At 71.3% G+C, this 25,061-nt stretch carries 22 protein-coding genes; 12 read left to right on the top strand and 10 right to left on the bottom strand.

Annotated elements, in window-relative coordinates; translation table 11 throughout:
• The first annotated feature begins 177 nt into the window (after nt 1-177).
• Complete coding sequence (locus tag MZC64_RS48595; RefSeq protein WP_247763325.1) at nt 178-2,913, top strand: LuxR family transcriptional regulator; 2,736 nt, start codon at nt 178-180, stop codon at nt 2,911-2,913.
• Here the strand turns inward: MZC64_RS48595 and MZC64_RS10960 are convergent.
• From MZC64_RS10960 to MZC64_RS10940, 5 genes are all read right to left on the bottom strand, one after another.
• On the bottom strand, nt 2,882-3,520 hold the full coding sequence (locus tag MZC64_RS10960; protein ID WP_247763324.1) for an adenosylcobinamide amidohydrolase: 639 nt from the start codon (nt 3,518-3,520) through the stop codon (nt 2,882-2,884). The genes MZC64_RS48595 and MZC64_RS10960 overlap by 32 nt on opposite strands.
• On the bottom strand, nt 3,517-4,467 hold the full coding sequence (locus MZC64_RS10955) for a hydroxymethylglutaryl-CoA lyase (protein ID WP_185001683.1): 951 nt from the start codon (nt 4,465-4,467) through the stop codon (nt 3,517-3,519). The genes MZC64_RS10960 and MZC64_RS10955 overlap by 4 nt, the downstream gene beginning before the upstream one ends.
• Nucleotides 4,467-4,997, bottom strand: a complete 531-nt coding sequence (locus MZC64_RS10950; RefSeq protein WP_247763323.1) for a PH domain-containing protein — start codon at nt 4,995-4,997, stop codon at nt 4,467-4,469. Before MZC64_RS10950 ends, MZC64_RS10955 begins: the two co-directional genes overlap by 1 nt.
• Before the next feature lie 83 nt (nt 4,998-5,080).
• Complete coding sequence (locus MZC64_RS10945; protein ID WP_247763322.1) at nt 5,081-5,962, bottom strand: biotin--[acetyl-CoA-carboxylase] ligase; 882 nt, start codon at nt 5,960-5,962, stop codon at nt 5,081-5,083.
• Between the two features lie 35 nt (nt 5,963-5,997).
• Nucleotides 5,998-6,750, bottom strand: coding sequence for a CAP domain-containing protein (locus MZC64_RS10940; protein WP_247763321.1), 753 nt, complete (start codon nt 6,748-6,750; stop codon nt 5,998-6,000).
• Nucleotides 6,751-6,917: 167 nt separating this feature from the next.
• Between MZC64_RS10940 and MZC64_RS10935 the strand changes: the two genes are divergently transcribed.
• On the top strand, nt 6,918-8,297 hold the full coding sequence (locus MZC64_RS10935) for a sigma-70 family RNA polymerase sigma factor (protein WP_247763320.1): 1,380 nt from the start codon (nt 6,918-6,920) through the stop codon (nt 8,295-8,297).
• Here MZC64_RS10935 and MZC64_RS10930 read toward each other — a convergent pair whose 3' ends face one another.
• On the bottom strand, nt 8,298-9,344 hold the full coding sequence (locus tag MZC64_RS10930; protein WP_247763319.1) for a questin oxidase family protein: 1,047 nt from the start codon (nt 9,342-9,344) through the stop codon (nt 8,298-8,300).
• A gap of 108 nt (nt 9,345-9,452) precedes the next feature.
• Here MZC64_RS10930 and MZC64_RS10925 point away from each other — a divergent pair, with 108 nt between their 5' ends.
• Genes MZC64_RS10925 through MZC64_RS10915 form a run of 3 tightly spaced genes read left to right on the top strand, consistent with a single transcriptional unit; the run spans nt 9,453 to nt 12,435 of the window.
• Nucleotides 9,453-11,102: an acyl-CoA carboxylase subunit beta gene (locus MZC64_RS10925; protein WP_247763318.1), complete on the top strand. Its 1,650-nt coding sequence runs from the start codon at nt 9,453-9,455 to the stop codon at nt 11,100-11,102.
• Nucleotides 11,099-12,226, top strand: a complete 1,128-nt coding sequence (locus MZC64_RS10920) for a hypothetical protein (protein WP_247763317.1) — start codon at nt 11,099-11,101, stop codon at nt 12,224-12,226. Before MZC64_RS10925 ends, MZC64_RS10920 begins: the two co-directional genes overlap by 4 nt.
• On the top strand, nt 12,223-12,435 hold the full coding sequence (locus MZC64_RS10915; protein WP_247763316.1) for an acyl-CoA carboxylase subunit epsilon: 213 nt from the start codon (nt 12,223-12,225) through the stop codon (nt 12,433-12,435). The genes MZC64_RS10920 and MZC64_RS10915 overlap by 4 nt, the downstream gene beginning before the upstream one ends.
• 1 nt (nt 12,436) lies before the next feature.
• On the opposite strand, the gene MZC64_RS10910 is transcribed toward MZC64_RS10915, so the two are convergent.
• Together MZC64_RS10910 and MZC64_RS10905 are read right to left on the bottom strand one after the other, a co-directional pair.
• Entirely contained in the window at nt 12,437-13,978 is a 1,542-nt protein-coding gene (locus tag MZC64_RS10910) for a carboxylesterase/lipase family protein (RefSeq protein WP_247763315.1), read from the bottom strand.
• Nucleotides 13,954-14,571 (bottom strand): TetR family transcriptional regulator, encoded by a 618-nt coding sequence (locus MZC64_RS10905; RefSeq protein ID WP_247763314.1) that lies wholly within the window; start codon nt 14,569-14,571, stop codon nt 13,954-13,956. The genes MZC64_RS10910 and MZC64_RS10905 overlap by 25 nt, the downstream gene beginning before the upstream one ends.
• Before the next feature lie 155 nt (nt 14,572-14,726).
• Here MZC64_RS10905 and MZC64_RS10900 point away from each other — a divergent pair, with 155 nt between their 5' ends.
• On the top strand, nt 14,727-16,658 hold the full coding sequence (locus MZC64_RS10900) for a Xaa-Pro dipeptidyl-peptidase (protein WP_374205691.1): 1,932 nt from the start codon (nt 14,727-14,729) through the stop codon (nt 16,656-16,658).
• 170 nt (nt 16,659-16,828) lie between these two features.
• Here the strand turns inward: MZC64_RS10900 and MZC64_RS10895 are convergent, their stop codons facing one another.
• Nucleotides 16,829-17,974: an ROK family protein gene (locus MZC64_RS10895; RefSeq protein ID WP_247763313.1), complete on the bottom strand. Its 1,146-nt coding sequence runs from the start codon at nt 17,972-17,974 to the stop codon at nt 16,829-16,831.
• 67 nt (nt 17,975-18,041) lie between these two features.
• Here MZC64_RS10895 and MZC64_RS10890 point away from each other — a divergent pair, with 67 nt between their 5' ends.
• The 4 genes from MZC64_RS10890 (at nt 18,042) to MZC64_RS10880 (ending at nt 22,054) form a co-directional block, all read left to right on the top strand.
• Complete coding sequence (locus MZC64_RS10890; protein ID WP_247763312.1) at nt 18,042-19,844, top strand: glycoside hydrolase family 27 protein; 1,803 nt, start codon at nt 18,042-18,044, stop codon at nt 19,842-19,844.
• Nucleotides 19,845-19,887: 43 nt separating this feature from the next.
• Nucleotides 19,888-20,520, top strand: a complete 633-nt coding sequence (locus MZC64_RS10885; RefSeq protein ID WP_247763311.1) for a Maf family nucleotide pyrophosphatase — start codon at nt 19,888-19,890, stop codon at nt 20,518-20,520.
• Between the two features lie 77 nt (nt 20,521-20,597).
• Nucleotides 20,598-20,675 carry a putative leader peptide gene (locus MZC64_RS49090; RefSeq protein ID WP_374205690.1) on the top strand — a complete coding sequence of 26 codons (78 nt, stop codon included), beginning with the start codon at nt 20,598-20,600 and terminating at the stop codon, nt 20,673-20,675.
• A 56-nt stretch (nt 20,676-20,731) separates the two neighbouring features.
• On the top strand, nt 20,732-22,054 hold the full coding sequence (locus MZC64_RS10880; RefSeq protein ID WP_247763310.1) for a dicarboxylate/amino acid:cation symporter: 1,323 nt from the start codon (nt 20,732-20,734) through the stop codon (nt 22,052-22,054).
• Between the two features lie 6 nt (nt 22,055-22,060).
• Here the strand turns inward: MZC64_RS10880 and MZC64_RS10875 are convergent, their stop codons facing one another.
• Nucleotides 22,061-22,813, bottom strand: coding sequence for a hypothetical protein (locus MZC64_RS10875; RefSeq protein WP_247763309.1), 753 nt, complete (start codon nt 22,811-22,813; stop codon nt 22,061-22,063).
• Nucleotides 22,814-22,993: 180 nt separating this feature from the next.
• Here MZC64_RS10875 and MZC64_RS10870 point away from each other — a divergent pair, with 180 nt between their 5' ends.
• Together MZC64_RS10870 and MZC64_RS10865 are read left to right on the top strand one after the other, a co-directional pair.
• Complete coding sequence (locus MZC64_RS10870) at nt 22,994-24,748, top strand: biotin carboxylase N-terminal domain-containing protein (protein ID WP_374205681.1); 1,755 nt, start codon at nt 22,994-22,996, stop codon at nt 24,746-24,748.
• Between the two features lie 5 nt (nt 24,749-24,753).
• On the top strand, nt 24,754-25,023 hold the full coding sequence (locus tag MZC64_RS10865; RefSeq protein ID WP_247763307.1) for a hypothetical protein: 270 nt from the start codon (nt 24,754-24,756) through the stop codon (nt 25,021-25,023).
• Nucleotides 25,024-25,061 lie beyond the last annotated feature (38 nt).

Here is a 25,061-nt window from a genome sequence, read left to right as displayed (position 1 = left end):
GCACCTTTGAGCCTGCTCATCAGCGAAAGTCGTGGCCTCTCGGCAGGGTCCGAAAGGTTTCGGGTTTGCCGTGCTCCCGGTAGGACAGATCACGAGAGGTATCGCTCAATCGGGTCAACCTGAGTGAGGATCAGGCGTCCATGCTGAAGGCGGCCCGCGAAGAGAAAGAGGGAGTGGGTGGATCTCGTCGGACGTGCGGTCGAGCTGAACGCGGTCGACGAGCTGCTCTCCCTCGCGCACGCAGGCCACGGGACCAGCGCGCTGCTGCGCGGTCCGGCCGGCGCGGGCAAGAGCGCGCTGCTGCGGGCCGTGCTGGCCCGCGCGCGGGCCGCGGGCGATCTGGTGCTGGCCGCCGGCGCGGACCGGTGGGAGGCGGATTTCCCGTTGTGCCTGCTGCGCCAACTGTTCTCCGAACGTTTGCTCGGCCAGGAAATCGACCGCGGCCGGGAGCTGACCGTGGTGAGCGCGGGCGGGCGCGCACCCGGCGTGCCCGCCGCCGCGGTGCGCTCGCTGGGCAGGCACGAGACCCGTTATCTGCCCTATGACGCGGTGGACGAGCTGTACCGGGTCGCGGTGGGACTCAGCGAGAAACGCCCGCTGGTCATCGCCATCGACGACCTGCACTGGGCGGACACCGCCTCGGCCCGCTGGCTGGCCTACCTGCTGCGCCGGATCGGCGGCGAACGGGTGCTGGTGCTGGGCACCACCGCGCCAGCCGAGGTGTGGCCCGCGGATCTGGCGGACCGGTTCGCGCACCACATCGTCCTGGACGGACTGTCCATCCCGGACGTCACCACGATTGCGGGCGCACTGCTCGGGGTGCCGGTGGCCGAGGGGGTCGGCGCGGCCTGCCACGCGGCCACCGCGGGCAACCCGTTCCTGGTGCACGCCCTGCTGCGCGGACTGCGCCAGGGCGGGGTGCCGCCCACGGTGAGCACGGTGCGGGCACTGCTGGAACGGCCGCCCGCGGAGATCGTGAGCTGGCTGCGGCTGGTGCTGGCCGAACTCGGACCGGGCGCCGCCGAGCTGGCCGGCACCCTGGCCGCGCTCGGCGAGGAGGTCGAACTGGACCTGGCCGGCGCGATCCGCGGGCTGTCCCCGGAACGGGCCGCCCGGCTGGCCGACGCGCTCACTGAGGCCGGACTGCTGAACTGGCGGCGGGACCAGGTGTCCCTGCGCCAGCCGCTGGTCCGCGCGGCCGCGGCGGCCGATCTGAGCCAGGAGGCCCGGCAGCACGTGCACGGCGGCGCGGCCCGGCTGCTGCACGCCAGGGGCGCCGGCGCGGAACGGGTCGGCGCCGAACTGCTGCGGGCCGGACCGCTGGGCGAGGCGTGGGCCGCGCAGGTGCTGGAACTGGCCGCGGCCGAGGCGGTCACCGCGGGCCGCACCGGGCACGCCGTGCGCTACCTGCGGGCCGCGCTGCGCGAACAGCTCGGCAACCGGCAGCGGGCCGGGATCCTGGTCCGGCTCGGCTCGGTGCTCAGCCACCTGGACGTGGCAGGCGCGGTGGCCGCGCTGCGCCGGGCGCTGACCGTGAGCACCGAACCGGCGCAACGCGCGGAGATCGCCCGCCAGCTGGCCGGGCTGCTCTGCCTGAGCCGTCGGCACGAGGACGGGCTGCGGGTGCTGACCGAGGTGCGCGAACAGTGCGCCGACCCCGAGGTCACCGAGGCGCTGCTGGTCGGCGAGGCCCTCCTTGCGCTGCTGCACTCCTCCACCGCCGCGGCCCGGCTCACCCCGGAACCCGGCGCGGAACTGCCGCCGGTGTTGTGGAGCGTGCGCGCCATCCTGGCTGGATCCGAACGCGACCGGGTGCTGTCCTGGGCCTGCGCCGAGGCGGACACCGCGCTGCTCTCCGGACCGGCCACCGCGCTCGCACTCAGCATCGCCGGGGCCAACGCGGCCGCCGCCGAGGAGACCGACCGGCTCTTCGAGGCCGCCAGCTCGCCGGCCGACCTCGCCTTCGCTCTCGCCGTACGCACCGAGGTCGGCTACCGGCTGGGCAGGCTCACCCAGTGCCGCGACGACGCCCGCGCCTGCCTGAACGCACTGGTCCGCTTCGGCCCCCGGTACGCGCACGGCCTGGCCGTGACCGCGGCGACCCGGCTGGCCGACACCCTGTCCGAAACCGGCGATGTGGAAGGCGCGCACCGGCTCTACGAGGAAATCCTGGCCGCCGACCAGCTACCCGGCGGCCTGGCCGGGGCCTGGCTGCTGGCCGGTCGAGGCCGGCTGCGGATCGCCACCGGCGCCCCGGCCGAGGGCGTGGAAGACCTGCTCTGCGCGGGCCGCAGGCTGGATGCCTGGCGGATGCCCAACCCCGCCGTGGTGCCCTGGCGCTCGGCCGCCGCCATCGGCCTGGCCACCCTGGGCAGGCTTGGCACCGCCAAGGCCCTGGCCATGGAGGAGCTGGAACTGGCCCGTTCCTGGGGCAGCCCGCAGGCCATCGGCGGCGCACTGCGCGTCTCCGGCGTGCTGGCCCGCGGCAGCGCGGCGGTGGAACTGCTGCGCGAGGCGGCCAGGGTGCTCGCCGAGGCCGAAGCGCCACTGGAACACGCCCGCGCGCTGGCCGATCTGGGCACCGCGTTACGCAAGACCAACCAGCTCGCCGAGGCCCGCGACCAACTCCGGCTGGCCGGCGCGCTGGCCCAGCAGTGCGGGGCGACCGTGGTGGACCGGCGGATCCGGGCCGAACTCCGGGTCTCCGGCGCCCGGCCCCGGCGGCAGGCGCACAGCGGCCTGGAAGCGTTGACGCCGACGGAGTTGCGGGTGGCCAACCTGGCCGCGCACGGGCTGAGCAACCGGGAGATCGCGGCCCGGCTCTTCGTCGTGCGCCGGACCGTGGAACTGCACCTGAGCAGCGCCTACCGCAAACTCGGCATCACGAGCCGAACCGAGCTTCCGCCGCCGTGAGCTTGAGCCCGGTGCTGATCGCGGTGTGCACCGCCTGTGCCAGCGCCGACCCGACCAGCGAGCGCGGCCCGCCGTACCGTTCCGGGTAGCCATCCGCCGGGCACAACAGCACCGTGGCGTCCGTGCAGGTCCCGGTGCCCTCGATACCGGCCTGCACCAGCGCCTGCGCCTTGGCCTCGGCCACCGTGGCCACCGCGTTCACCAGCGCGCCCTCGGTCAGCCGCACCGGCAGCCAGCCCACCACGTTGATGGTGCCCGGCGGCGGGAGCCACACCGGCGGCTCGGCCGAGGCCGCCCACAGCGGCTGGCCCACCCCGGTGGTCGCGGTGACGCTGACCCCTGCGCCCTCGCTGAGCACCGCGTGCCGCACATCCACCGCGGTCAGCAACGCGGTTCCGTTGCCGGACAAGCCGATCCGCTCCGCCATCTGTGCACAGTGGACTTCCGGATCGGTGCGGTCGTAGCCGGTGGGCACGGTGGCGTTGAGCACCCAGTCCCGTTCGCCGACGCCACCGCCGAGCACCGCGGAGGAGATGGCCAGCCAGGGCCGGTCGAGTTGCCAGGCCAGTAACGGAAAACCGTCCAGCCACTCGGTTTCCGGGGTCACTTGGCCAGTGCCTGCACCACCCGGGACGGACTCGGCCTGCCCAGCCGCTCGGCCATCCACACGCTGGTGGCGACCAGCTTGTCCAGATCGACCCCGTGTTCGATGCCCATGCCGTCCAGCATCCACACCAGATCCTCGGTGGCCAGGTTGCCAGTGGCCGATTCCGCGTACGGGCAACCACCCAGCCCACCGGCTGATGAGTCTATTGTGGACACTCCGCAGTACAGCGCGCTCAACGAGTTCGCCAGCGCCTGCCCGTAGGTGTCGTGGAAGTGCACCGCGAGCATGGACGGGTCCACGCCTGCCTCGATGAAGCCGCCGAGCACCGCCTCCACGTGTCCCGGGGTGGCCACGCCGATGGTGTCGCCGAGGGAGAGCTGCCAGCAGCCCATCTCCAGCATCCGGCGGCCGACCTCGACCACCTGCTGCACCGGGACCGGGCCCTCCCACGGATCGCCGAAGCACATCGAGACGTAGCCGCGCACCGACATGTCCGCTTCCAGGGCCCTGGTGACCACCGGGTCGAACATGGCGAACTGCACGTCCAGGCTGCTGTTCAGGTTGCGCTGGGCGAAGGTCTCGGTGGCGCTGCCGAAGATCGCGATGTGGTCCACCCCGGCGGCCAGCGCGCGGTCCAGGCCGCGTTCGTTGGGCACCAGCACCGGGTAGATCACGTCCGGGCGGCGGGTCAGCCCGGCCAGCAGGTCCTCGGCGTCGGCCAGCTGCGGCACCCACTTGGGATGCACAAAACTGGTCGCCTCCAGCACGGACAGGCCGCTGTCGGCCAGCCGGTCCAGGAACTCCAGCTTCACCTCCACCGGCACCGCGCTCTGCTCGTTCTGCAGCCCGTCGCGGGCGCCGACCTCCCAGATGGTCACCCGGCCGGGCAGGTCCTCGGTGTTGACCGGCAGCACCGTGCTCGGCAGTCCGACCTCACGCGCGCCCATCAGCGGCCGTCCTCACGCGGTTGACGATTGCGGACGAAGTCGTCGTCAGGGTCATCGTTGACCTCTCGGTAGAGCAGGGTGTGCACGCGTTCCACGCCGGGGATGTCGTCGAACTCCAGTGGTTCGTCCGAGGCGGACTCCACGATCAGGGTGCCGCAGCCGAGCACCCGGTCCAGCAGGCCGTGCTTGAACCGGACGCTGTTGATCCGGGACAGCGGGATGTCGATGCCGGTGCGGGTGAGCACGCCCTCCCGGACCATGATCCGCTGGGTGGTGACCACGAAGTGCGTTGACCGCCAGCGCACCAGCGGCACCAGCACGAAGATCACCACCACCAGCACGCCGAGCACGCCGAGCACGATCCAGCCGATGCCGGCCCAGCTCAGGTCCTGGATGAGCGCGGCGAGGTAGAGCCCGAGCCCGATGGTGACCAGCAGCACCAGCACCGGGATGAGCAGCATCTTCCAGTGCGGGTGTTTGTGGACCACGACGTGCTCGTTGTCGGCGAGCAGGTCGTCCGGATAGGCCACGGCACTTCCTCCAGGAATGGCACACCATTCGGTCGACGATCACGGTACCGGCGCGCACTGACCGCGCACCCCGACGACCGGCCCTAACCAGCCACCCCGGTCGGCGTGACCGGCCGCAGGTGCACCACGTCACCTGCGGAAACCGGTTTGAGTTCGCCGGTGGTGGTGCGGATCACCAGGCGGCCGTCCAGGTCCACGTCGGCGGCGAAGCCGGTCAGCTCCGCGCCGCCGGGCAGTTCCACCCTGACCTGTTTGCCCAGGGTCGAGCAGGCCGAGCGGTAGTCCCCGACCAGTCCGCACCGGCCGGGATCGCCCTCGGCCTCCCGCCAGTGCGCCTCGGCCCTGGCCAGCTCCTCCAGCAGCCGGACCGCGAGGAGCTGGCGGTCCAGGCTGGCGGCCTGTTGCAGCGCGAGCGAGGTCGGCCGCAGCCCGCCGGGTCCCACCGGCAGCTCGTCCCTGGTGTGGTGCACGTTGACGCCGATGCCCAGCACCACCGCGGGTTCAGGCTGACCGGCGACCACCTCGGCCAGGATGCCGCCGCACTTGGCCAGGTCCGGGCCGACCAGCAGGTCGTTCGGCCACTTCAGCCGGGCCTGCACCTCGCACAGCTCGCCGACCGCGTTGACCACCGCGACCCCGGCCAGCATCACCAGCCAGCCCAGCCGCGGGAACGGCACCCCGCCGGGGCGCAGCAACACGCTCAGGTACAGCCCGGCCCTCGGCGGGGAGAACCACTGCCGGTCGTGGTTGCGGCCACGGCCGGCGGTCTGGGTCTCGGCGATGAGCACCGTCCGGTCCGCCGCGCCGGACTGCGCGGCGGCGACCAGGTCGGAGTTGGTGGATCCGGTGCAGGAGACGACCTCCAGCGCCGCGTACGGCCCACCCGGCCGCACGAGCTTCTCGCGCAGCCCCTCGGCGTCCAGCGGGGGCCGTTCCGCGGGCGCCTGATCGTCCCAATCACGCACCGGACCAGTGTACGAAAACCCGGGTGAACGGCCGGTCAGGCCAGGCCGAAGTTCTGCGTCCAGTAGAAGCGGTAGCTGCCGCCGCGGTGCAGGCCGACCCCGAGCGACTTGTAGTCGCAGTTGAGGATGTTGGCCCGGTGCCCAGGGCTGTTCATCCAGGTCTTCATGACCGATTCGGGCGTGGTCTGGCCTGCGGCGATGTTCTCGCCCGCGCCGCCATGGTAGCCCTCGGCCTTGACCCGGTCGGACGGGGATCGCCCGTCCTGGGAGGTGTGCGAGAAGTAGTCGTTGGTCGCCATGTCCGCGCTGTGCTTGTCCGCGGCCCTGGCCAGCCGGTCGTCCCAGCGCAGCGCGGCGCAACCGGCCTTGCCGCGTTCGGCGTCGACCAGCTCGCGCACGGACTGCTCGGCCGCGTCCCCGGACGGCGGGTTCGGGGTGCGGCTGGGCGCCGGGCTGCTCGGCTTCGGCTTGGGGCTGGGCTTCGGGCTGCTCGACGGGCTGACGCTGGTCGGGCTGGGCTTCGCGCTGGTCAGGCTGGTCGGGCTGGTGCTGCTGGCAGTCGTGCCGGTCTCACTCGGGCCGGCGGAGGCGGACGGGGCAGGGCCACCCACGCCGGAACCGGGGTCGACGATCCCTGGCGGCAGCGTCGCCAATGCCGCCACCGGCAGCGGCTGCTGTTCCGGCGTGGTCAGCCATGCCGCCACACCCACTCCCACCGTCGCCGCGGCCAGCACGGCGATGATCGTCCGGTTCCGCCGCCATCGTCTGCTCCTCTCGAGTGCGGTCACTTGTCAGGGGGTCCTTTCCGGGGTGCCGGACACGGGTAGTGGCTGGGCCCGAGCAGGGGTGCGGGCCCAGCCACTCGTCTGGAGGACGGAAACTCGCCCGGAGGGATTACGGTCTGAGTCGAAAAAGTCCGGGAAAGGTTCGGCACTCGCGTCCGGAGGCCCCGCTCGTGCAGACCCAGGAACCCACTGACGCGGATCTGGTCCGCGCCGCGGCGGCCGGTTCGTCGCAATCGTTCGCGACGCTCTACGCCCGGCACTGGCCCGCGGTCGCCGGTTTTGTGCGGCGCATGGTCCGCGATCCGCACCTGGCCGAGGACCTCAGCCAGGAAGCCTTCGTCAGCGCCCTGCGCAACCTGGCTGACCTGCGCGAACCCGAACGGTTCCGGCCCTGGCTGGTCAGCATCGCGCACCGGGCCGCGCTGGATCACCTGCGCAGGCCGGGTCCCGCGCTGCTGCCGGAGCTACCCGAGCTGGTCGACGGCGAGGCGTCCCCGGCCGAGGCCGCCGCCGCGCACGAGGCAGCCCGGCTGGTCTGGGACGCCGCGGCCAGCCTGGAACCGCGGCAGCTCGCGGTGCTGGAGCTGACCGTGCGCGAGGGCCTGTCCGGTCCGGAGTTGGCACAGGCCCTGGACGTGCGGGCCAACCACGCCGCGGTGCTCGCGCACCGGGCCCGCTCCGCGCTGGGCAACGCGGTGCGCATGCTGCTGGTCGCGCGCAACCCGCGCCGCTGCCCGCGACTGGCCGAGCTGGTCCCCGGCCGGCCGCAATCGCTGTCACTGCCGCAGCGGATGAGCGTGGACCGGCACCTGCGCCGCTGCCCGCAGTGCCGGGACCTGGCCGGCCGCCTGACCACGCCGCTGACCGTGCTGGGCGTGCTGTTCGCGGGCGCCTCGGTGGCCGCCGACCACCCGGCGCTGCTGCCGGTGAACGCCGGGAACTCCCTGGTGTTCAAGGCTTCCGTGCCGGTCGCGCTGGCCGCGGCACTGGCCGTGGGCTACTACCTGCTGCCGCACCCGGTCGACCCGCCGCAGGCCGCGCCGCCACCCCCGGCCACCAGCACCTCGACCACCACCGCGGAACCGACCACGACCACCCCGCCACCGCCGAGCAGTTCCACGCCGCCGACCTCGACCACCCGCCCGCGCCCGAGCAGCACCCCGCCGAGCACCGCCCCGGCCGGTCCCGGCGAGGCGCTCACGGTGCTGATCAACGACCGCCGCTCGGCCGCGGGCTGCCCGCCACTGCGCCAGGACCCGCGGCTGAACACCGCGGCCAGGCAGCACAGCACGGACATGATGAAGAACAACTACATCGGCATGTCCAGCCCGGACGGCACCTCGGTCGACGATCGCGCCCGGGCCGCGGGCTACCAGCAGACCGCGGGCGCCGCGGTGGCCGCCTACCGGGAGACCGCCAAGGACATGGCGCCCACGATCGCCGACGACGGCTCACCCGCGCTGCGCTGCGACGTGCGCTCGGTGGGCATCAGCCGGGCCGTCGGCGGCGAATGCCACTACTACTGGACGGTGATCTACGGCCGCGCCTGATCACGGCCACCGGTCGGCCATCGCGTGCGCGGCGTGCAGCAGGGCGGTGTCGCCGGTGCGCGCGTGCTCCCGGAACGCGGCCTCGGTCAGCTTGATCACGTGCGCGTCGCCGGAGGCCACCGCCCGCGCCACCAGCTCCTCGGCGGCGGGCGGCTCCGCCAGCACGACGTCGAGGCCGTCGATCCGGTCCGGGGAGAACGCGGCCACGATCCCGCCGACCACCTGCCAGGACGCGGCCACCGCCGGCGCGGCGAACTCAGCGGGCAGATGCGGCAGCACCAGCCGGATCGCGGCGGGCGCGGTGACCGCGTGGCAGAACTCGATCGGCGCCTCCGGCCTGGCCAGGAACACCCTGGCCGCCGCGCTGATCAGCTCGTCCAGCACGGCCGCCGGATCGGCCGGGGCGCCGTAGCCGTCCAGGCCCTCGGCGAACCCGGGCAGCTCGTCCAGGTGGGCCAGATCGCCGCTGATCCCGCCACCCAGCCCGATCTTGTCCGGGGTGAGCCGGGGCAGCCGGGTCAAGGCCACGCCCAGCGGGTCCGGGCCGCGCAGTGCGGGCGAGCCGGGCAGTTCCTGGTAGCGGGCGGCCCAGAAACCCAGGCCCTTGGCCAACTCGTCCACCAGCAGCGGGTCCGGGTCCGCCCCGGCCAGCTCCAGCGCGCGCACCCCGTGCGCGGTGCGGATCACCCCGTGCGTGGCGCTGGCGGCCAGTCCGGGCAGCAGCCGCGGCCACCAGGCACGCAGCACCTCTGGCCAGGGCCGCTCGGTGAGTTCGCGGCGGAACAGGCCGGTCCAGTCGCCGAGCCGGTCGATCTCGCCGAGCTGCTCGGGCCAGTCCGCGGGGTCCAGCCGGAACCGTTCGGCGGGTTCGGGTTCCAGGATCGGCCGGTACCGCAGGGTCCAGTCCGGGGCGGCCGCGGACTGGCCCAGCGCCACCAGCGCCTCGGCCGCCATCGGGCCGTGGTTGGCCAGGTAGCCGCGCCGCTCGGCCCCGGTGTCGGCCAGAACTTCCAGGCTGGCGAGGAGTTTGTCCAGGTCATCACGCATGGGTCCACGGTGTGACCTCCAGCGCGGTGGAGGTCAAGGGGTGACGTCGACGTGACATGGGCTACGGGCCGGTAGCTTCCGCCGTGATGCTGGTTACGCTGCCTGGTCATGAGCAGTGCCACCGCGCCGATGGGGCAGCCGCTGGAGTCCGCCCCGGCCGAACCGGACATCCACACCACGGCAGGCAAGCTGGCCGACCTGTACCGCCGCAACGACGAGGCGGTGCACGCCGGATCGGCGCGGGCGGTGGAACGCCAGCACGCCAAGGGCAAGATGACCGCCCGCGAGCGGATCGACCTGCTGGTCGACCCCGGTTCGTTCGTGGAGCTGGACGAGCTGTCCCGGCACCGCTCCACCAACTTCGGTCAGGAGCACAACCGGCCCTACGGCGATGGCGTGGTCACCGGCTACGGCACCGTGGACGGGCGGCCGATCTGCGTGTTCAGCCAGGACGTGACCGTCTTCGGCGGCTCGCTGGGCGAGGTCTACGGCGAGAAGATCGTCAAGGTGATGGACCTGGCGCTCAAGACCGGGCGGCCGCTGGTCGGCATCAACGAGGGCGGTGGCGCGCGGATCCAGGAGGGCGTGGTCTCCCTCGGCCTCTACGGCGAGATCTTCCGGCGCAACACGCTGGCCTCCGGGGTCATCCCGCAGATCTCGCTGATCATGGGCGCGGCCGCGGGCGGGCACGTGTACTCCCCCGCGCTGACCGACTTCACCGTGATGGTGGACAAGACCTCGCATATGTTCATCACCGGCCCGGACGTGATCAAGACCGTCACCGGTGAGGAGGTCGGCTTCGAGGAACTGGGCGGCGGGCGCACGCACAACACCAAGTCCGGCAACGCGCACTACCTCGGCTCCGACGAGGAAGACGCGATCTCCTACGTCAAGTCGCTGCTGTCCTACCTGCCCGCGAACAACCTCTCCGAGCCGCCGGCCTACCCGGGCCCGGCGCTGACCGAGTCCTCCATCGCCGACTCGCTCACCGAGGAGGACCGCGAGCTGGACACGCTGATCCCGGATTCGGCGAACCAGCCCTACGACATGCACGAGGTGCTCACCCGGGTCCTCGACGACGGCGAATTCCTTGAGGTGCAGCCGTTGTTCGCGCCGAACATCCTGATCGGCTTCGGCCGGGTGGACGGGCGCAGCGTGGGCGTGGTGGCCAACCAGCCCACCCAGTTCGCCGGCTGCCTGGACATCGACGCCAGTGAGAAGGCGGCCCGGTTCGTGCGCACCTGCGACGCGTTCAACGTGCCGGTGCTGACCTTCGTGGACGTGCCGGGCTTCCTGCCGGGCACCGACCAGGAGTGGAACGGCATCATCCGGCGCGGCGCGAAGCTGATCTACGCCTACGCCGAGGCCACCGTGCCGCTGGTCACCGTGATCACCCGTAAGGCCTACGGCGGCGCCTACGACGTGATGGGCTCCAAGCACCTGGGCGCCGATGTGAACCTGGCCTGGCCGACCGCGCAGATCGCGGTGATGGGCGCACAGGGCGCGGCCAACATCGTGCACCGCAAGACACTGGCCCAGGCGGCCGAGCGCGGCGAGGACGTGGACGCGTTGCGCGCCAAGCTCCAGCAGGAGTACGAGGACGCCCTGTGCAACCCGTACGTGGCCGCCGAACGCGGTTACGTGGACTCGGTGATCCCGCCCTCCTATACCCGAGGCTATGTGGCCCGCGCGCTGAATTTGCTGAAAGACAAAAGGGAAACCCTGCCGCCGAAGAAGCATGGGAACATCCCGCTGTGAGAACCGGTTTCCTGCTCCTGGCCGCCGCGTTGGCCGTGGCTGTCCCCGCGCCCGCCGCCGCGGCGGCCCAGGACGAGTGCGCCGCACCGGCGAACCTGAACCTGCGGATCAAGGCGCACTACGACTTCACGATGATCTACAAGTCGCAGTGCGCGGAGCAGAAGAACTGGGGCCGCGAGTTCCCGGACCTGACCGCGGACAACGGCGCCGTGTCGGTGACCACCTCCACCGCGCTGGCCGGGTCGATCGCGTCAGTTCGTTGGGGCGGCAGGGAATTCATCGGCAGCGGTGGGCACGGCGCGGCCTTCCAGTGGGCGCTGCGCCCGCTGGTGACCCGGCTGCAGGACCCGACCGGCAAACCGGGGCCGACCGAGTGCTTCAACCCGACCCAGGCCGGCAGCCAGGACGATGACCGCGAGACGAACGCGCCCTTCCACGGCGACAGCACCAGCTACCTGCACGACCCGAAGCTGACCGGAGCCACCTTCAGCTCGGTCAACCGGATGGCCAACTACGTGCCGTACGGGCAGGAGGGTCACCCGAACCCGGGCGAGACCGCGAACTGCAAGGCCACGGACTACCAGCGCAACGTCTCGCCGTTCTCCGACGGTCTGTCCCAGTACGTGCTGTGGAGCCAGATCGCGCTGGCGCCGGACCACGATCTACCGCTGCCCAACGTCTTCCGCGTCCGCGGTGACATCGTCAGCGAGGACAGCCCGCGCACGGTGGCCAGCACGCTGGTCGCCTACACCCTCAAGGAATTCAGCGCGCAGTACCGGTACAACCTGGATGCCAAGCAGCTCACCGAGTTCGGCCACGACGAGGGCGGGCAGGCCGATCCGGTGCTGCGCTGCACCGAGACCGGCTCCCACTGCATGGCCTTCTACCTACAGCGGTCCCGGTTCCCGTTCCAGGCGCCCGCCGGGGCGCCGATGAACAACACCTATTTCTGGGCGCACAGCGAGGCGCCGCGCGCGTACAACGCCTGGGGCGGGGCCTACACCATGGAGGTCACCAACTACACGGACAACTTCCGCGGGCTCAACGCGGAGGTGTACGTCGCGGTCGGTGACCAGGACCTGGTACTGAAGACGCTGGACAAGCTGCGGGAGTTGAAGCCATGAGCGAACGTCCCCTGCTCAGGGTCGTCCGGGGCACCCCGGACGACCTCGAACTGGCCGCGCTGACCGCGGTGGTCGCCGGACTGGCCAGCGCACCGCAGGCCGAGCCGGAGCCGGAGCCCCGCTCGGCCTGGGGTGATCGCGCCCGCCTGCACCGCCCGGAGCTGCGGCCCGGCCCCGGCGCCTGGCGCGCCTCAGGGTTGCCACGCTGACTCAGCGCAGGGTCCGCCAGAACTCCAGCCGGTGCTGGGCCACGAAGTCGACCTGACGGGTGCCCTCGCCGGGCGCCAGCGCCTGCACGTACTTCGCACCGCCGAACTCCGCCCAGCGCGGCAACCCCGGCCCGTTCGGATCGCCGGTGCGGGCGAAATTGGCCCAGTACTTCAGCATCCGCTCGGACAGCTCGCGCTGCCCCGGCCCGGCCTTGTCCCGGAAACCCTTGTCCGGGAACAGGTACGGCGTGTCCGCGGCGTGGAAAGCCCCGGGCGGCACGGTGTCCGGGAACGGCAGGTACACCGGCGCGTCCCGGTCGGCGAAGGAGTAGGCGAAGGTCTTTCCCTTGCCCGCGGCCAGTTCCGCCTGCTCGAAGGTCGCCGTGGCCCACAGTCCGTCGGTCAGCACGGTGGCCCAGGCCAGCGCCGGTGAGTCGAACCGGCTCAGCGGGTACTCCCGCAGAATCGCCGCCGCCCGCGGGCCGAACGCTTCGGCCACCAGCCGCGGGTACTCCTGCGCGGTCAGCTTGTCCCGGAACAGCCCGACGAAGGTCCGGTGCTCATCCCTGGTCATCCCGGTCATCATCGACACCGCCTGGGATCGCCCTTCCCGCAACGCCTTCGGCGGCAACTCGGGCAGCACCTCGCCGCCGTAGGCGTAGCTCTGGAACAGCCGCATCAGCGGGAACAGCTTGTCCACCGGGAGCTTCCGCAGGCAGTCCAGGTCCGCGCAACCCAGCTCCGGCGCCATGGCCGCGCCCAGCTGCTCGGTCTCGGCCAGCGACCGCCAGATGAACCAGTCCACCGCCGGGATCCCCGGCGTCACCGCGCCCGCGGGCAGCGGCATCAACGCCTCTCCACTGTGGACGGACGCCCGCTGGAAAAGCCCTTGCCCCCCAGGTGAAACCAGGTGCGCGCCGATCGAGGAAGCCCCGTAGGAGGAGCCGATCACGGTGACATTGCCCGGATCCCCGCCGAACGCGCCGATGTTGCGCTGCACCCAGCGCAGCGCGGCCTGCTGGTCGGCCAGCCCAAACGTGCCCGACCCGGCCAGTCCCGGGTAGCCGAACCCGCCGAACACGCCGAGCCGGTAGTTGATGGTCACCACCACCGCGTCCCCGGAGGTGGCCAGCGGAACCCCGTCGAACAACGCCCCGGAGCCGACCACCCCGTCACCGTGGATCCACACCAGCACCGGCTTGCGCCCGCCCGGTTTCGGCGTGGTCACGTTGAGGTACAGGCAATCCTCGGTGGTGCTGCTCGTTTTCGCGTACTCGGTGCCCTCCTGCGGGCACGCGTTGCCGGGCTTGTCCGCCGCCCGCACACCGGTCCAGGCCGCGGCCGGTTTCGGCGGCTGCCAGCGATCCGCGCCCACCGGCGGCGCGGCATACGGAATCCCTTGGTAGCTCAGGTGATTCGCCGCCACCGTGCCGCGCAGCTCACCCGTGTCGATCCGCACCAGCCCGTCCGCCGCCGCCGGCGCACTCGTGCAGCCGGCCAGCAGCAATGCCGCCAGCGCTAGTCCCGCTGTTCCCCTGCCCATGTCTCCCCCGGTTCACACGTGGCCAACTCGAACATCCGCACCACCTCCACCGCGCAGGCGGCCAGGTCCAGTTCCGGCTCGGCCGCCAGCCTGCGCAGCACCCCGTCCCGCACCGAGCGGATCGCCAGCGCCAGCACCTTCGGGTCGAACTCGCGGAACTCCCCACGCCGCTGACCCTCGCGCAACAGCTCCGCCAGCCCGGCCAGATCGCTCTCCAGCAGACCTGGATCCCCCGCGCTCGGGCGCAGCACCTGGCCGATCTCCAGCAACGCCAGCAACTTCGGCCGGTGCGCGGCCATGAAGTCGAAGTTGGCCAGCAGGAACGCGCGCAGCTGCGCACCGGCCGAGTCCAGCCCGGCCATCCTGGGCAGCACGTGCTCCCGGAACTCCGCCAGCACGGTGGCCGCCACCTCGGTGATCAGCTCCTCCTTGCCCGCGAAGTGGTAGCTGATCAACCCGGTGCTGCTCAGCCCGGCCCGCTTGGCGATCCGGGCGAACGAGGTCCGCGCGTGCCCCAGCTCGGCCAGCGTCTCGATCGCGGCGGCCACGATCTGCGCCCGCCGCGCGGTCTCGGTGAAGGTCTTTTTGCTCATCTGAGCAAAAACTAGCACAGCTGAGCAGAGTCCGGCCGCGCGCCCAATAGTCCGGACGCGCGGACCTGGCAACAGAAGGGCAGTGGCCCTAGCGTCAGTGCAGATCACAGGAGGTGTTCGTGACCCACCGCCGACCACTGCGCGCACTCACCGCGCTGCTGGCCACCGTGGCTTGCAGCTTTGGCGCGCTGACTCTCGTGCCCATGGCCAACGCGTCCCCGAACCAGTCGTTCCAGCTGCGGGGCGGGGTCAGTGACCCCATCTACTCCTATGCCAACGCGATCCGCGAGACCGTGTACGTGCCCACCGGGTTCGACCTGGACGGGGACAACGTGATCGACCGGGTCGCCGCGGACATCGTCCGGCCTTCGGAAGCCGCCCAGCAGGGCAAGAAGGTCCCGGTGATCATGGACGCGAGCCCGTACTACGACAACCTGGGCCGCGGCAACGAGAGCGAGAAGAAGACCTACAACGGCCAGCAGCCGGTGGGCTTCCCGCTGTTCTACGACAACTACTTCGTGCCGCGCGGCTACGCGGTGGTGCTGGTGGACCTGGCCGGGACCACCCGGTCGGAGGGTTGCAGCGATATCGGCGGCAAGTCGGACGTGGCCTCGGCCAAGAAGGTCATCGACTGGCTCAACGGCAACGCGGACGGGTTCACCACCAAGGCGGGCAACGCCAAGGCGTCTTCCTCGTGGAGCACCGGCGCCACCGGCATGATCGGCAAGTCCTATGACGGCACCATCGCCAACGGGGTGGCCGCCACCGGCGTGCCCGGCCTGAAGACGATCGTGCCGATCGGGGCGATCAGCTCCTGGTACGACTACTACCGCAGCGACGGCGTGTCCTTCGGCTTCAACCCGGTCGGCCTGGCCAACACGGTGGAGAAGGGCGGCCGCCCGGACTGCGGCGCGCAGAAGACCAAGCTCACCAACGGCGCCACCGGCAACGGCGACTACAACGCCTTCTGGGCCGAGCGGGACTACCTGCCGAACGCGAGCAAGGTCAAGGCCAGCGTGTTCGTCGTGCACGGCCAGGGCGACCTCAACGTCAAGACGCTGCACTACGGGCAGTGGTGGGACAAGCTCGGCGCGGCCGGGGTGACCCGCAAGATCTGGCTGACCCAGGCCGGGCACGTGGACCCGTTCGACTTCCGCCGCTCGGTGTGGGTGGACACCCTGCACCGCTGGTTCGACCGCTGGCTGCTGGGCGTGAACAACGGCATCGAGAACGAGCCGAGGGCCACCATCGAACGCGCCCCCGACACCTGGGTGAACGAGCCGACCTGGCCGCTGGCCGGGACCGAGCAGGTCAACCTGCGCATCCGCAAGGGCCAGAACGCGGGCCTCGGCCAGCTGGGCACCACCCAGGCCACCCCCGGCAGCACCGAGAAGTTCACCGACACCGCGGGCCAGGGCTCGGCGAACTGGGCCGCCAACCCCAACACCGCCTCCAACGCCAGGACCCTGTTCAGCACCGGCCCGCTGGCCAAGGACCTGCGCATCTCCGGCACCGGCTCGGTGACCGTGCGGGTCACCCCGACCACCAGCACCGCCCACCTGAGCGCGGTCCTGGTGCACTACGGCCCGTCCACCATCCGCAACTACGCGGGCGCCGGTGAGGGCATCAGCACCCTGGGCACCGAGTCCTGCTGGGGCGAGGCCACCCCGAGCGACAACGGTTGCTACAAGAACACCGCGACCACCACCGCGAACGTGGGCCTTGAGGTCTTCTCCCGCGGCTGGGCCGACCTGGCCAACTCGGAGTCCTTGACCAGCCAGACCCCCATCGTGCCCGGCCAGGCCCGCACCATGACCTTCCGCCTGGCCAGCACCGACCACGTGATCCCCGCGGGCCACCGCCTCGCGGTGATCATCGCGGGCACCGACTCGGGCCGCATCGTGGCCCCCGCCAACCGCCCCACGGTCACCATCGACCTGGCCCGCTCCTTCGTCACCCTCCCCATCGTGGGCGGCGCGGCCACGGTGCCCCCCGCGGCCCGGGACGCGCTGACCCCTGACCTGCCCGGCCACCTCCCGCAACTCGACCCGGCCGAGCAGACCAACGGAGACTTCGTGCGGCGCTGACACTCCACACGAATCCCCAGGCGGGGCACCCCTCCCTCAGGGGTGCCCCGCCTCCCTTTTTCCCGCGTGTTGGCCAATCTCGTACGCCGAGTTGGCCAAACTCGTACGCCCCGTTGGCCCAAGTCGTACGCCGAGTTGGGCCAACCGGTACGGGCCACCGGGGGGTTGGGTCAGGTGGGGCTGAGGAGGGCTTCGATGCCTACTACGGCGGCGCCCCGGGCCCAGTCCTCGAAGGAGAGCGGGCGTAGTTCCAGGGTGCAGCGGGCCGCGGCGCCGAAGGCGTGGGCGGTGAAGGTTTCGCGGAGGCGTTCGCCGATCAGGTCGTAGGCGGCCAGGCCCTCGCCGGAGACCACGATCCGTTCCGGGCCGACCAGGTTGGCCAGGGCGGCCAGGCCCAGGCCGATGGCGTGGCCGGCTTGGGCGAAAACCGCGCGGAGCGGCTCGTCACCGGAGCGGGCCGTGGCTACCGCTTCGGCCAGGGACAGGTCGGTTCCGGCTACCTCGCTCGCCCTGGCCACGATCGCGCGCTCTGCCGCCACCGCTTCCACGCAACCGGTTCGACCGCAAGGGCAGCGCGGGCCGTCCGGGACCACCGGCACGTGGCCCAGTTCCCCGGCCACGCCGTGCGCGCCGGCCACCAGCGAACCGTTGACCACCAGGCCGCAGCCCACGCCGGTGCCCAAAGTGACCAGGGCGAAGGAACTCGCGCCCAGGCCACTGCCGAACCAGCGTTCGGCGGCGGTGAGGGCCTTGACGTCGTTCTCCACCAGCACCGACAGGCCGGTGGCCGCGCCCAACTGGGCGGCCAGGTCGACCTGGGTCCAGCCCAGGAAGGGGGAGGAGCGGACGACGCCGGTGGCCCGGTCGATGTCGCCGGAGACGGCCACGCCCAGGGTGCGGACGCGGGGTCGGCGGCCAGGTTCGGTCAGGAGTTCCTCGACCAGGGCGGCGATGGCGGGAACCACGGTCTCGGGGGTGCACTCGGGCAGGGGGCGGCGGGTGGTGGCGCGGACACCTGCCCGCAGGTCGGTGACCACCGCGATCAGTTCGGCCGCGGTGACCTTGACGCCCAGGAAGAACTCGCGGTCCGCGCGGATGGCCAGCGGGCTGCGCGGTCTGCCCCGGCCGGAGGGGTCCTCGGCCCGTTCCTCCACCAGATAGCCGTTGTCCAGGAAGGGCCGGGTGGCCTTGGTGACCGTGGCCGAGGACAGCCCGGTCAGCTCGCCGATCTCCACCCTGGACAGCGGACCCCTGGTCAGGACCGTGGTGAAGACCAGCGCACCGGCCGGCGTGGGCTGGGGGCTGTTGTAGTGCACACCACGATGCTAATTTTCCTTCCCAAGGAAACAAAACCCGGTCCCCGCCAGTGAAGGGTCAGCAACGATGCGGTCCTTACCCCGAATCCTGCTCGCGCTCGGCCTCGTGGCCAGCGGGCTGGGCGCCGCCGCGCAGGCCGCACCCGCTGCCCAGGCGCCGGTGGTCCAGCAGGAAACCCAGTCCGCCGACGCCCAGGCCGCGCCCGCGGTGCGGCCGTACCTGGGCTGGAGCAGCTGGAGCCTGCAGACCACCTCCTACCCGGGGGTGAACCCGAAGGGGCGCGCCAGCTTCCTCACCGAGGCCAACGTGCTCAAGCAGGCCGAGGTGCTGGCCCGCGATCTCAAGCAGTACGGCTACAACTACCTCAACATCGACGCGGGCTGGTGGCACACCTGGGGCTGGGTGCCGCAGTTCGACGAGTACGGCCGCCCCAAGGCCGACCAGGAGAAGTTCCCGCGCGGCATCAAGTGGCTCTCCGAGCAGCTGCACCGCAAGGGGCTGAAGTTCGGCCTCTACCAGCCCGTCGGCCTGCAGAAAGAGGCTTTCGGTCTGGACCAGGCCAACCGGAAGAACTTCCCCGTCCAGGGCGCGCCCGGCTGCACCGGCAACGACATCGTCTACCCGGACTGGCGCACCACCAACGGCTGGGACAACGCCTACAAGATCGACTTCGACAAGCCCTGCGCGCAGAAGTACATCGACTCGATCACCCGGATGTTCGGTGACTGGCAGGTCGACTTCTTCAAGCTGGACGGCGTCGGCCCCGGCTCATGGAAGGAAGGCCCCAACTACGACAACCGCCCGGACGTGGCGGCCTGGCGCAAGGGCCTGGACAAGACCGGCCGCAAGATCATCCTTGAGATTTCCTGGTCGATCGACATCAAGGCCATCGACTTCTGGAAAGAGCACGCCACCGGCTGGCGGATCAACACCGACGTCGAGTGCTACTGCCCGACCCTGGTGACCTGGCAGAACTCCGTGGACGACCGGTTCGCCGACCTGCCGCAGTGGATCCAGCATGCGAAGCCGGGCCAGTGGAACGACCTGGACACGCTCAACGTGGGCAACGGCGTGATGGACGGCCTGACCCCGGACGAGCGGCGCAGCTACATGACCCTGTGGTCGATCACCAACGCCCCGCTCTACATCGGCGACGACCTCACCCAGCTGGACAGCTTCGGCAAATCGCTGCTGACCAACCGCGAGGTGCTGGCCATCAACCAGAACGGCATGCCTGCCAAGCCGGTGCGCACCGGGGTGGACCAGCAGGTCTGGTCGGTCAAGAACGCCGACGGCAGCCACACCGTGGCGCTGTTCAACCTGGGCGCGGCCAAGGCCCCGGTAGACGCGGTCTTCGCCGAACTGGGCATCACCGGCCCGGCCCAGGTCCGCGATGTCTGGGCGGGCGCCTCGATGGGCGCCTACCAGCACGGCTTCACCGCCGAGGTGCCCACGCACGGCACCCGGCTGCTCAAGATCACCCCGGGCGGTCAGCCCACCGGAGTGGAGGCCGAGGCGACGGACAGCGTGCTCGCCGGCGGCGCCAAGCTCGCCGACTGCGCGGGCTGCTCGGGCGGCCGCAAGGTCGGCGACCTGGGCAACGGCTCGGTCACCCTCAACGGGATCACCGTGCCGAGGGCCGGTGACTACACCGTGCGGGTGGGCTACGTCTCCGGCGATCCGCGGACCTTCGCGGTCGGGGTGAACGGGGCCGCCAACATCAACTTCGACCTGCCGCCCACCGGCGGCTGGGGCACCCCGGGCGTGGCCGAGATCGTGGTGAAGCTCAAGGCCGGGACGAACTCGCTGAAGTTCAGCAACCCCGGCAACTACGCGCCGGACCTGGATCGCATCGAGGTCGTGAAGTAGAGCCGACTCGAAGCGCACGGCCGGGCAACTAAGCTGCCCGGCCGTGCGCTTTGTTCTGGCTTCCCAGTCCCCCGCCCGGCTCAACGTGCTCCGCACCGCGGGCATCGACCCCGTGGTGCACGTCTCCGGCGTTGACGAGGACGCGGTCGCCGCCGCGCTGCCCGACCCCAAGCCCGCCGAAGTCGTGGTCGCGCTGGCCGCGGCCAAGGCCGAGGCCGTGCTGCCCGCGGTGACCGCCGAACTGACCGAGGCGGTGGTGGTCGGCTGCGATTCGATGCTGCTGATGGACACCCCGGACGGCCCGGAGATCGTCGGCAAGCCCGCGACCACCGAGATCGCCCGGCAGCGCTGGCTGCTGATGGCCGGGCGCACCGGCGAGCTGCTCACCGGGCACGCGGTGGTCCGGATCAGCGGCGGTCAGGTGGTGGCCCGCGCGCAGGAGACGATGAGCACCACGGTGCGCTGGTCCGCGCCGAGCGAGGCCGAACTGGATGCCTACCTGGCCAGCGGCGAACCCCTGCACGTAGCGGGCGGGTTCACCCTGGACGGGCTGGGCGGCTGGTTCGTGGAGGGCATCGACGGCGACCACGGCAGCGTGATCGGGATCAGCCTGCCGCTGACCCGCCGGCTACTCAGCGCGGTCGGCGTCTCGGTAGTTGATCTTTGGGTTAAATAGCCTGCTCAACGTGACTGTCCTCACCCGTTAGGGGGTCGGGGAAGACGTGAACAGGATTTACAGTTCTACCCATAGTCATGGGCATCCGATGGTTCTTCACTGAGCGCCGCCACGTCGATCTGGGACGTCTGGCGAGTTCGCTCTGTCCGGCCTGAGCCTCGCCCCCGCTCAGGCCTGAACCATCCCAACCCATGATTCCCTGGGGGAATTCGTGCTGTCCGCACTCAAGAAGTTTCCGTTCTGGGCGCAGACCGTCACCGGTCTCGTGCTCGGCGTCCTACTCGGCGTTCTCGCCAGGGCAAACGATCTGACCTGGCTTTCCACCACGCTGGCCACCATCGGCAGCACCTTCGTCCAGCTGCTCACGCTGGCCGTGGTGCCGCTGGTGTTCACCGCGATCGTGGTGAGCATCGCCAACCTGCGCAACGTCAACGGCGGGCCAGGCACGGTGGCCAGGCTGGCAGGCAAGACGCTGCTCTGGTTCGGCATCACCTCGCTGATCGCGGTGCTCGTCGGCATTGGCGTCGGCCTGCTGACCAACCCCGGTCAGGGGGTCACCCTGCCGGTGGACCCGGGCTACAAGCCGAAGAGCCAGGGCGGCTGGCTGGACTTCCTCAAGGGCCTGCTGCCGACCAACCCGGTGCTGGCCTTCACCGAGGGCCGGGTGCTGCAGATCGTGTTCCTGGCCGTGGTGATCGGCATCGCCGCGTACAAGATCGGCGGCAAGGCCGAGCCGTTCGTGAACTTCAGCCGGTCCCTGCTGGAGATCACCCAGAAGGCGTTGTGGTGGGTCATCCGGCTCGCCCCGCTGGGCACCCTCGGCCTGATCGGCAAGGCCACCGCGCAGTACGGCTTCGACCTGCTGCGCCCGCTGGCCACCTTCGCCATCGCGGTCTACGCCGGCTGCGCGATCGTGCTGTTCGTGGTCTACCCGCTGCTGCTGGCCCTGGTCGGCAAGGTCAACCCGGTCCGCTTCTTCGCCAAGGCGTGGGCGCCGATCCAGCTGGCCTTCGTCTCCCGCTCCTCCATCGGCACCCTGCCGCTGACCCAGCAGACCACCATCCGCCGCCTCGGCGTGCCCGAGCAGTACGCCAGCTTCGCGGTGCCCTTCGGCGCGACCACCAAGATGGACGGCTGCGCCGCGGTCTACCCGGCCATCGCCGCGATCTTCGTGGCCCAGGTCTACGGCGTGCAGCTCTCCTTCACCGACTACGTGCTCATCGCCGCGGTGTCGGTGTTCGGCTCGGCCGCGACCGCCGGGCTCACCGGCGCGATCGTGATGCTCACCCTCACCCTGTCCACGGTGGGCCTGCCGCTGGCCGGGGTCGGCCTGATCATCGCCATCGACGCGATCCTGGACATGATCCGCACCGCCACCAACGTGGCCGGTCAGCTGGTGGTGCCGGTGCTGGTCGCGCGCAGCGAGGGCACCCTGGACGACGAGGTGTTCAACGCCCCGGCCACCGGCGACCCGCTGGCCGTGGATTCGACCGAGGAGATCAGGACCGAGCAGCGGGTGCCCGCCACGGTCTGAACCCGCTCAGCACTCCCGGAGCTGCTGCTTGGTCGGCGCCAGATTGGGCCAGCCGGGCAGCAGCTCCTTGCGGTTCACCACCGCGGTGCAGCCGACGAAGCTGCCGTCGTGGTTGAACACCCGGAGCACGAACCGCTTGCAGCCCTGGAAGTTGCCGTTGCCGTCGCAGGCGGTCTCCACACTGAGCACCTCGGGGATGCCGTCGTTGTTCACATCCCGCAGCTGCAACACGCCCAGGTCGGACGGGTAGGAGGCCTCCACCCGCACCCACGGCCTGCCCGGCGGCTTCTCGTACAGCGTGCCCATCCTGGAGCCGTCGCCGGACTGGGCGAAGGTGACCAGGCAGGACTGGTGCTTGCTGGTGGCCACGCAGGTCAGCGAGCCCTTCTGCACCCGGCCGCCCAAGGAGATGGCCAGCGTCTCGTGCACGTTGAGCTGGGAGTCGCCGCCCTCGTTGAACCGCACCCGGCTGGACTCGCCCGCCGCGTCGGCGAGCAGCTCCACCTTCACCCCGTCCAGGGTGGCGCTGTCCACCTCGACGCACGGACCGGAGCCGCAGCGCAACGAGGGCCCGGCGGGCGGGCTGCTGGCCGGAGCACGCAGCTCGGCGCTGGACAGGGCCGAACCCGACACGCCGCCCGAGGCCGACGGGGCCTCCCGCAGCACAGCCGAACCCAGCAACGCCGCGACCGTCAGCACCGCGGACGACCACATCGCGACCTTCACCGCCCGTGGCACCCTGGCCGTTTGCTCGGCCACCGCACTTCACCTCCGTCGTTCACCCAACGTGCTCATACCACCAACGCGGACACGGCACGTGAGGTTGCTCTCGCCCAGTGCATCACCCCTGGACCCTAGACTCGCCGAACACCACCCTTTTCGATGACGTGTCGTCTCGTAAGAACGTGTCGTTCCGGGTCGCCAGCACATGGAGGTGCCGTGCCACTGCGCAAGGTGCTCATCGCCAACCGCGGTGAGATCGCCGTCCGAGTCATCAGGGCCTGCCGGGACGCCGGGCTGACCAGCGTCGCGGTCTACGCCGACCCGGACCGGGACGCGCCGTTCGCGCGCCTGGCCGATGAGGCCTTCGCGCTGGGCGGCGCCACCGCGGCCGAGTCCTACCTGGTCGCGGACAAGCTGATCGACGTGGCCAAGCGCGCGGGCGCGGACGCGGTGCACCCCGGCTACGGCTTCCTCTCCGAGAACGCCGAGTTCGCCCAGTCGGTGCTGGACGCGGGCCTGACCTGGATCGGCCCTGCCCCGCAGGCCATCCGCGACCTCGGCGACAAGGTGACCGCCCGGCACATCGCGCTGCGCGCGGGCGCCCCGCTGGTGCCCGGCACCAAGGACCCGGTCAACGGTCCGGCGGAGATCGTCGCCTTCGCCAAGGAGCACGGCCTGCCGGTGGCGATCAAGGCCGCGTTCGGCGGCGGCGGGCGCGGCCTGAAGGTGGCCCGCACCCTGGAAGAGATCCCGGAGCTGTTCGACAGCGCGGTGCGCGAGGCGGTCACCGCCTTCGGCCGCGGCGAATGCTTCGTGGAGCGTTACCTGGACAAGCCGCGGCATGTCGAGGCCCAGGTGCTGGCGGACACGCACGGCAACGTGATCGTGGTCGGCACCCGCGACTGCTCACTGCAGCGCCGCCACCAGAAGCTGGTCGAGGAGGCCCCCGCGCCGTTCCTCTCCACCGAACAGCGCGCCACCATCCACACCGCGGCCCGCGCGATCTGCGCCGAGGCCGGCTACCACGGCGCGGGCACAGTGGAGTTCCTGGTCGGCCAGGACGGCACCATCTCCTTCCTGGAGGTCAACACCCGGCTCCAGGTCGAGCACCCGGTCAGCGAGGAGACCGCCGGGATCGACCTGGTGCGCGAGCAGTTCCGCATCGCCGCCGGGGAGAAGCTGCGCTTCGACGCCGACCCCGAACCCCGCGGCCACTCGATCGAGTTCCGCATCAACGGCGAGGACGCCGGGCGCAACTTCCTGCCGGCCCCCGGCACGGTCACCCGGTTCCTGCCGCCCACCGGCCCCGGCGTGCGGGTGGACGCGGGCGTGGAGAGCGGCAGCGTGATCGGCGGCCAGTTCGACTCGCTGCTGGCCAAGCTGATCGTCACTGGCGAGACCCGCGAGCAGGCCCTGGAACGCTCCCGGCGCGCCCTGGACGAGCTGGTGGTCGAGGGCATGGCCACCGTGATCCCGTTCCACCAGGCCGTGGTGCGCGATCCGGCGTTCACCGCCGAGGACGGCTTCACCGTGCACACCCGGTGGATCGAGACCGAGTTCGACAACACCATCCCGCCCTTCGGCGCCGGCGCCGAGGCCGAGGAGGACGCCCCGCGGCAGACCGTGGTGGTCGAGGTCGGCGGCCGTCGGCTGGAGGTCTCGCTGCCCGGCGACCTGGCCATCGGCGGCGGCGCGCCCGCGGCCAAGGCCAAGCCGCGCAAGCGGGCCGGTGGCAAGGCCGGGGCCGCGGTCTCCGGCGACGCGGTGGCCGCGCCCATGCAGGGCACCATCGTCAAGGTCGCGGTCGAGGACGGCCAGCGGGTCAGCGCGGGCGAACTGCTCGTGGTGCTGGAGGCGATGAAGATGGAGAACCCGGTCACCGCGCACAAGGACGGCGTCGTCACCGGCCTGTCCGCCAAGGCCGGGGAGACGGTGACCCAGGGCTCGGTGCTCTGCGAGCTGAAAGACTGACCAGAGTGGACAGTCCAATCCAGACTGAAAATCAGAGTCTCCTGCTGGTCCTGCACGATCGCCAGGAAGCGGAGGACATCGCGGCGGAGTTGCGCGCCGACGGCTGGGTGGTCGGCGGCGTGCACCGCGAGATGCTCGCCGGCGAGGACGACGCCGAGGACGTGGACTGGGTGGTGGTCCTGGAGACCGCCCCCGACGGCCTGGCGGCCACCTGCTGGCAGGACCACCTGGAGGAGCTGGCCGAGGCGCACGACGGCTTCGTCAGCCAGCCCTAGGGCCGCCTCCGCACAGCCACGCCCGCGATAGCCGCGCC

The organism is Crossiella sp. S99.2 (assembly GCF_023094165.1).
Lineage (GTDB): Bacteria > Actinomycetota > Actinomycetes > Mycobacteriales > Pseudonocardiaceae > Crossiella.
The sequence above is the reverse complement of the archived record's forward strand: the minus strand, read 5'-3'. Positions and strand labels throughout refer to the sequence as shown.

Coding starts and splice junctions, on each gene's coding strand:
- MZC64_RS10930 (WP_247763319.1), bottom strand. CDS start 9,344: ATGCGTGATGACCTGGACAAACTCCTCGCCAGCCTGGAAGTTCTGGCC.
- MZC64_RS10915 (WP_247763316.1), top strand. CDS start 12,223: ATGAGCGAACGTCCCCTGCTCAGGGTCGTCCGGGGCACCCCGGACGAC.
- MZC64_RS10910 (WP_247763315.1), bottom strand. CDS start 13,978: ATGGGCAGGGGAACAGCGGGACTAGCGCTGGCGGCATTGCTGCTGGCC.
- MZC64_RS10955 (WP_185001683.1), bottom strand. CDS start 4,467: ATGGGCGCGCGTGAGGTCGGACTGCCGAGCACGGTGCTGCCGGTCAAC.
- MZC64_RS10890 (WP_247763312.1), top strand. CDS start 18,042: ATGCGGTCCTTACCCCGAATCCTGCTCGCGCTCGGCCTCGTGGCCAGC.
- MZC64_RS10905 (WP_247763314.1), bottom strand. CDS start 14,571: ATGAGCAAAAAGACCTTCACCGAGACCGCGCGGCGGGCGCAGATCGTG.
- MZC64_RS10925 (WP_247763318.1), top strand. CDS start 9,453: ATGAGCAGTGCCACCGCGCCGATGGGGCAGCCGCTGGAGTCCGCCCCG.
- MZC64_RS49090 (WP_374205690.1), top strand. CDS start 20,598: ATGGGCATCCGATGGTTCTTCACTGAGCGCCGCCACGTCGATCTGGGA.